The sequence below is a fragment of the Sphingomonas sp. CCH9-F2 genome (genome assembly GCF_001556735.1).
Lineage (GTDB): Bacteria > Pseudomonadota > Alphaproteobacteria > Sphingomonadales > Sphingomonadaceae > Sphingomonas > Sphingomonas ginsenosidimutans.
Map to the genome: position 1 here is coordinate 1 of NZ_LSJO01000271.1, position 7,054 is coordinate 7,054.

Consider the following 7,054-nt stretch of genomic DNA (forward strand, 5'->3'; position numbering starts at 1 on the left):
AATCGATGGAGGCCGAGGCGATGAAGCCGGCGCGATGGCTGGCGGATCATGGCATCGCCGCCTTCGTCCTCAAATACCGGCTCGATCCGACTCCCGCCCCGATGGAGGCATTCAAGCAGGCGGCACTCGCCCGCTTCGCCGCCGCGGCGGCGGCAGGGGCAAAGGGCGGCGCGAGCGTGGCGGCTCCGCCCGCGGCGCTGGCGGACGCCCAGGCCGCGATGCGGCTGGTGCGCGCGGAGACGACGCGATGGGGCGTCGATCCGCGACGCGTGGCGTACATGGGCTTCTCCGCAGGCGCGATCATGGGCATCGATTTGGTGAAGGCCGCCGCGCCGGGCACCACACCCGACCTGTTCGCGGCCATCTATCCGGCCATGGCGCCGACGCCGGTGCCGGCGGGGGCGCCTCCTCTCTTTGTGGCCGTGGCGAGCGACGACGAGCTGTTCGGCAAGCAAGGCTATGGCCTTCCCGAAAGCTGGCGCCGTGCCGGAGGCGCGGTCGAACTGCACGTGTACGAGCGCGGCGGCCATGGCTTCGGCTTCGACGGCAAGCCGGGAACCACCAGCGCCGGCTGGAACGCGGCGCTGCTCGGCTGGCTCGGCGCGCATGGCTGGCTGACGAAATAGGCACAACACACACGAAGGAGACGGAGCGATGCGATGGGCGATCCTGGCATTGGCGGCGCTGTGGTCATCGGTGCCGCCGGCGGCGGCCGCATCCTATCGCGCAAGCGGGCCGATCGAGCGACGCTACGCCGCCGAGGGTCCTTGGGGCACCACCACGACCGTCTCGACCGGCGCGTGCGACCGGGAGAACAACGTCTGCGACATCTGGTATCCGACCCCTCTCGGTTCGAATCCGTTGACGGGGATGACGAGCGGCTTCCGCCATCCGGTGGTGGTCTTCGCGAATGGTACGGCCGAACAGGTGCCGGCCCAAAAGAACGCCTATTTCCTTCGACACCTGGCCAGTTGGGGCTTCATCGTCATTCGCTCCCGCGATGGATCAACCGGGCAAGGCGACACCGTCATCGATGCGACCAACCATCTGCTTGATCTGTCCCGGAACCCGTCCTCCGTTTTCTACGGCAAGGTCGATTCCGGGAAGATCGGGCTGGCAGGCCATTCGCAGGGCGCGGCGACTGCGGCCCGGCTGTTCTCGCGCAATTCCTTGCTCTTCAAAACCTACGTACCGATCGCGACGCCGTTGCGCGCCGTGTGCGTCGTCGCGGATTGCACGATCGATCTTGGCGCGCTGCCAAAGGTGACAAGCGGCTCGATCTTCTACGTTGGCGGCGATCTCGACGTGGTCTCCAGCTTGCCGACCAATGTTGGCTATTATCTGCCGACCGCCAATGGCGTGGACAAGGTGATGGGCATGATCGCGCTCGGCGGCCACACCGAGATCGAGGGCAGTCCGGACTGCGCGAGCGGCGGCGTTCCGGCTTCCTGCAACCTGGGCGTCTACCCCCTGCTCGGCTATCCGACCGCCTGGTTCATGTGGAAGCTGCAAGGCGTCGAAGACGGTCCGGCCGCCTTTGCCGAGGACGGTGAACTGGCGACGAACGCGCCCGGATGGCTGGGTGTGCTCAGCAACGTGCGTCGCCGGCCCTGAGTCGCGGAAAGATCATGGGTCGAGCAGCGTGGGTCGTTCCTTGTGTTGTCGGCATGCTCGCGGCTGCAGTGCTGCTCGGTCCGTCAAGGCTCGAGCGCTCGCCGTCTCTGGAGCCCTCGCAAAACGCGGTCCGCGTCGTGACGGCAGGCCGGGAGTTGACGGCGCCGTCGCACGAACAGGTCCGGTCGACGACCCCCGCGGTCGATCCGGACCCCGACTGGGCTGGACCCGAGCGCGACGCCGTCCTCCGAGCACTCGCCCTAACCAAGGACGCGCGTGTGCGTGACGTGACGCCCTTCGCGCAGACCCTGTGCGGACAGGTGCAGGCTTCCCCCGGACAGGCATTCCGACGCTTCGCCTACGCGCGAACCGCCCGCCTCGGGGCGCTGGACGATGGCGGGGCCGAGTTCGCCCGAACCTTTGCCGATCTTTGCCGATAGGAGCTTGACCGATCACAGACACGAATATCGCAAGCCGGCGCACGCTTCTCCTCATCGGCGCTTCCCGCGGTCTGGGCGAGGCGATGGCGGTGGCGTTCGTTGAGAAGGGCTGGCATGTAATCGGCACCGTTCGTGGCAATGGGCCGACCACTCTCGACGATCTCGCCCAGCGTCATGGCGACCAAGTCCGCATCGAGCACCTGGACATCACCGACCTGGCGCAGATCGCTGCACTTCGTGGCCGCCTATTCGGCACGAGCGTCGACATGCTGTTTGTCAACGCCGGCACCGCCAACAGCAACCAAGACGAAACCATCGCGGAAACCTCGACCGAGGAGTTCGTTCGCGTGATGGTGACCAATGCGCTCGGCGTGATGCGAACCGTTGAGGGGCTGCAGGATGTGGTTCGCGAAGACGGACTGATCGGCGTCATGTCGTCGGGCCAGGGCAGCATCGCCAACAACGAGAAGGGCGGTCACGAGGTTTACCGCGGGAGCAAGGCGGCCTTGAACCAATATATGCGCAGCTATGCCGCTCGCCACGCGGAGACGCGGCGCGCGCTGGTGCTAATGGCGCCGGGCTGGATCAGGACCGATCTCGGCGGCGACAAGGCGCCTCTCAATGTCGAAGACGCCATTCCCGAACTGGTCGACACCCTCCTCGCGCAGCTGGGGACTGCCGGCTTGCGCTTCATCGATCGTCACGGGGCAACGGTGCCCTGGTGACGACAGCGGGGTTGAAGCGCTTCACCCCTCGCTGAGATGAACGAACGGTGGGTTCTGGGCAGGAACGGCCAACCGCCGAATGTCGCTTCATGGGTCGTCTTGATGCGCCGTCGAATGATGATTGCCGGTTCGTGGCCACTCAGGCGACTTTCTGGCGCGGTTGGCGTTGAGCAGACGTAGGCGCCGGGAGAACGGGTGATGAAACGGTTGTTGGTCCGGGGCCTGGCTTGGTTCGTCGCCATTCTCGGCGGCTTCTTCACGGTGGCGGGCGGCGTGCTCGCATTGATCGGCGGTTCGCCCTATTACGTCATTGCCGGGCTCGCGATGATCGCGAGCGGGGCGTTGATCGGTCGCGGCAATCCGCTGGGGCGCTGGCTGTTCGTCGCGATCTGGCTCGGCACCCTTATTTGGTCGCTGTGGGAGGTTGGTCTCGACGGCCTGCAGCTTGTGCCGCGCCTGGTCGCGCCGACCGTGCTGCTGGTGCTCGTGCTGCTGACCGGCTGGCGATCGCGGTCCTGGCGCTCGCATACCCGTGCTGCGCCCGCCGTCGCGGTGGCGATCGTCGCGCTCGGTATCGGCGGCCTCTTCCTCCACGGAGACGCGGTCACGGCGCAGAAAGCGCCTGGCGCCGCCACACTGCCCGCCGCTCCGACCGGAGAGGCGGATGCGGACTGGCGCGACTATGGCGGCACCTTGGCGGGGCGCCGCTATTCCGCTCTAGCCGACATCACCCCGCAGAACGTCGGCCGGCTGGAGCTTGCTTGGACGCAGCGGACCGGCGATCTTCCGGTTGCGGCCGAAACGAAGGAACACAAGCGCGAATATCACTCGGAAGCGACGCCCATCCACATCGGCGACACGCTCTATACCTGCACACCGCATTCTTTCGTTCAGGCGATCGACGCGACGACCGGCCGCACCAAGTGGAGCTGGCACGAAGAAGCGCCGGTCCAAGGTAACAATTACCTGGTCTGCAGAGGCGTCACCTATTTCGAGGCGCCGTCCGGCACGCCGTGTCCGCGCCGCATCTTCGCGCCGACCTTCAATGCGCGTCTGGTGGCGCTGGATGCCGACACGGGGCGGCCGTGCCCCAGCTTTGCCAACGGCGGCGCGATCGACCTGCGCGCGAACATGGGCACGTCCAAGCCTTCGGACCAGATCGGCACGACCCCGCCGGTGGTCGTCAACAACCGCCTCATCATCGGCGAACGCATCATCGACAACGTCAACCGCGACATCCCGTCTGGCGTCGTGCGAGCCTATGATCCCATCTCGGGCGCGCCGGTCTGGGCGTGGGACGTGGGCCGCTCGCCGGATGCGATCAAGCCGCTGCCGGCGGGCCAGACCTATACGCGCGGCACGCCCAACGTTTGGGGCGCGATCACCGCGGATGCGGCGAACGGCCTCGTCTATCTTGGGACGGGAAACGCCTCGCCCGATTATTGGATCGGCTATCGCCGGCCGTTCGACGATCGCTTCGGGTCGTCGATCGTCGCACTCGAGATCGCAACCGGCAAGCTGCGCTGGACGAGGCAATTGGTCCATCGCGACATGTGGGACATGGACCTGCCGATCGGTCCGTCATTGTTCGACTATCGCGCGCCCAATGGTCGGATGATCCCCGCGCTCATCCAGACGACAAAGATGGGGCAGGTGTTCTTCCTGAACCGTCTGACCGGTGCTCCGATCGCCGCGATCGCGGAACGGCCAGTTCGTACCGACGGTGCCACACCCGGCGTGCGCGTCTCGCCGACGCAGCCCTTCTCGACCGGGATGCCGAGCTTCACCCCAGCCGCGCCGACCGAAGTCGCCACCTGGGGCGCGACGCCGATCGACCAATTGTTCTGCCGCATCGACATCCGGCGTGCGCAGGGGACCGGCATCTACCAGCCGATGGGGCTGAAGCCGATCATCGGCCACCCGGCCTTCGATGGCGTCACCGACTGGGGTGGCGCCGCGGTCGATCCCGTACGCGGCGTGATGACGGTCAACACGATGGAGATGCCGTTCAAGCTGTGGCTGATGCGCCGCGACGACCCCCGCGTCGCACCCATGATGAAGCAGAAGAAGGGCGGCGAGAATGCCATGCAGGCCCAGCTCCAGACGCAATACAACACCCCGTATGTCGCGGTGGTCAAGGCGTGGGTGGGGATATTCGGCGCGCCGTGCGTCGCGCCTCCTTGGGGGCATCTGACCGCGGTCGATCTTGGTACCCGCCGCGTGCTGTGGAAGAAGGTGCTGGGCACCGCGCGCGACACCGGGTTGTTCGGCTCGCATCTGGGCGTGCCGATCAAGACCGGCGTGCCCAACCTGGGCGGGTCGATCATCACCGCGGGTGGGCTGGCCTTCATCGGCGCCACCACGGACCAGTATCTGCGCGCCTTCGACCTCAACACGGGCGAGGTTGTGTGGAAGGCCCGCCTGCCCGCCGGCGCTCAGGCGACGCCGATGACCTATCGCGGACGCGACGGGCGGCAGTATGTCGTTATCACGGCCGGCGGGCACGGCGCTCTCGGCACGCGCTACGGCGACTACACCCTGGCGTTTGCCCTGCCCAAAGCCTGACCATCGAGCGCGGAACGCGATGGGCCGGACGTGCATCCACGCACCTGAAATTCTCCCGCCGCCATCTTCGGGGGATCACCGCGGCCTGTGCGGGCGCCGCGTTCGCGCGCGAATGCGCGAAAACCGGTCTGCCCTTGCTGCCGCGGCGGCACGGATAGATACGCTAGAGACACAACGTGCTCGTGGATCGCGGCGGATCGCCGCGAACACCGTCGCACGGTTCGGCAAGTTTTTGTCGGAGAGACTGCGCGACGACATCCGGCCCTACGCGCGGCCTATCTGCGAATGCTGGTGTCGGAGGTCACCGTCTGGAAAGGCGAAATTAGAATCTCAGGCTCGAAGGCTGCACTGGAACCGGCGTCACCAATCGTGTCCCGCGTCTGGAAGGGACGGTGCCCATCGTTAGACCGGGAATGGTGCCCCACAAGGGGCAAAGCTGGGCACTCAAATCATTGGAGAATATCGATTCCGCGCCGAACGCCCGACAGGACATGACCTACACTTCGTAGTTTTGAGTTTCGTCCTCCAAGGGCAGGGGCGGGTAGACGATCGGCTTCTCTCCGAAATGCCGCCGCAGCGCACGCTCTCGGCGTTCGATCACATCTTCCTGGAGATCGATTTCGTCCGGATAGAAATACGCCACTTCGAATATACCGTCGCGCAGCACATATTCCAGTTCCGACCACCGATCCCGTCCGTCCTGTGCTTCCCACAATTCGAGAAGCGCGTAGGGCAATCGCTCGTTTGCGGGCCACCGATAAAGCAACTGATCGCCGATTTCCTTGAAGATCGATTCGCCAATCATGTTATGATCGAGTTGCGCATAGAGCAGCGTGGGTTCCGACGGATAGTCGCTGTCCTCCATCAGTAATCGACCGATCTCGTTCAGCAGACGCTCCGATTCAGTTTCCGCCACGGCGCTTCTCCGGTCGTTCGTTGGGAAATCTTAGGCTCTTTGTCTTGCCATCGACGGTCCACCACACATTAATCGTCGATGGCCGCACGGAAGCGCCGCTGAATTGTGGAACGATCTTCACCGTCACTGCTCTTCCGGCACGCTTGTCCCTCGCCCACTCGTCCTCGAGCAGGCGATAGCCGCCGCGGTTGAAGTTCGCGTCCTGCGCAAAGTGATTGAACGCCTCGGTAGGACCGTTGAAGCGCGCCGCGATGTAATGGCCGCCATCGTCGCTCGCCCGTCGCTCCGCTCCACCCGCCTGCCGCTGCGACGTCCGGGAACGCACCGGCGTTTCGGCAACAGTGAGCATACCGGAGACACGCAGCGTCCGCTCCCGCGCGTCTATCTGGTACGTATAACCGTTATGAACGACCGTGCGGAAACGTTCGCTTGGCGCGTTCGCAGTTTGCTCGGAAACCGTGTTCTTCGCGGCATCGCGGTTCGACGACACAATGGTCGGTGCCGAAGCGTGTGAAGGGGTCGGATGACGTTTCGGCTCGGGTGATCCCCATGCTTCTGTCGCCGTTGCGCCACCTCCGCCGAAGCTACCGCCTCCACCACCGGTAAATCCGCCACCAGCCCACGTGCGTGGTCTGTGGGAAGATGCTTTGGGGGCCGCCGCGCGGCTTCTTGGTGATGCGATCCGCGTCGGCTCCTTCGAAGTAACGCGAGTTGCCGGGCTTTGCGATTTCGCTCGGGATGGGCGCGCCGGTTGATCCCACGAACCGGTCGCGCCACCGCCGCCCCCCTTACCG

Annotated in this window: 6 protein-coding genes; 4 read left to right on the forward strand and 2 right to left on the reverse strand. The window is 65.5% G+C overall.

Going from position 1 to position 7,054, the window contains the following annotated elements; genetic code table 11:
- The 4 genes from AX685_RS08130 to AX685_RS08150 all read left to right on the forward strand — a co-directional run.
- Positions 1-626 (forward strand): alpha/beta hydrolase (locus AX685_RS08130; RefSeq protein WP_156445726.1); only part of this gene is annotated, 626 nt, incomplete at its 5' end.
- Positions 627-654: 28 nt separating this feature from the next.
- Positions 655-1,614, forward strand: coding sequence for an alpha/beta hydrolase (locus tag AX685_RS08135; protein WP_066487386.1), 960 nt, complete (start codon positions 655-657; stop codon positions 1,612-1,614).
- Positions 1,615-2,107: 493 nt separating this feature from the next.
- Positions 2,108-2,779, forward strand: a complete 672-nt coding sequence (locus tag AX685_RS08145; RefSeq protein ID WP_269450474.1) for an SDR family oxidoreductase — start codon at positions 2,108-2,110, stop codon at positions 2,777-2,779.
- Positions 2,780-2,989: 210 nt separating this feature from the next.
- Complete coding sequence (locus AX685_RS08150) at positions 2,990-5,344, forward strand: membrane-bound PQQ-dependent dehydrogenase, glucose/quinate/shikimate family (protein ID WP_231738696.1); 2,355 nt, start codon at positions 2,990-2,992, stop codon at positions 5,342-5,344.
- A 496-nt stretch (positions 5,345-5,840) separates the two neighbouring features.
- Here AX685_RS08150 and AX685_RS08155 read toward each other — a convergent pair whose 3' ends face one another.
- Positions 5,841-6,260 carry a hypothetical protein gene (locus AX685_RS08155; RefSeq protein ID WP_231738699.1) on the reverse strand — a complete coding sequence of 140 codons (420 nt, stop codon included), beginning with the start codon at positions 6,258-6,260 and terminating at the stop codon, positions 5,841-5,843.
- The gene (locus AX685_RS20960) at positions 6,247-6,750 is read right to left on the reverse strand and encodes a DNA/RNA non-specific endonuclease (RefSeq protein WP_082740712.1); all 504 of its coding nucleotides are present in this window, start codon (positions 6,748-6,750) and stop codon (positions 6,247-6,249) included. Before AX685_RS20960 ends, AX685_RS08155 begins: the two co-directional genes overlap by 14 nt.
- Between the last annotated feature and the right edge of the window lie 304 nt (positions 6,751-7,054).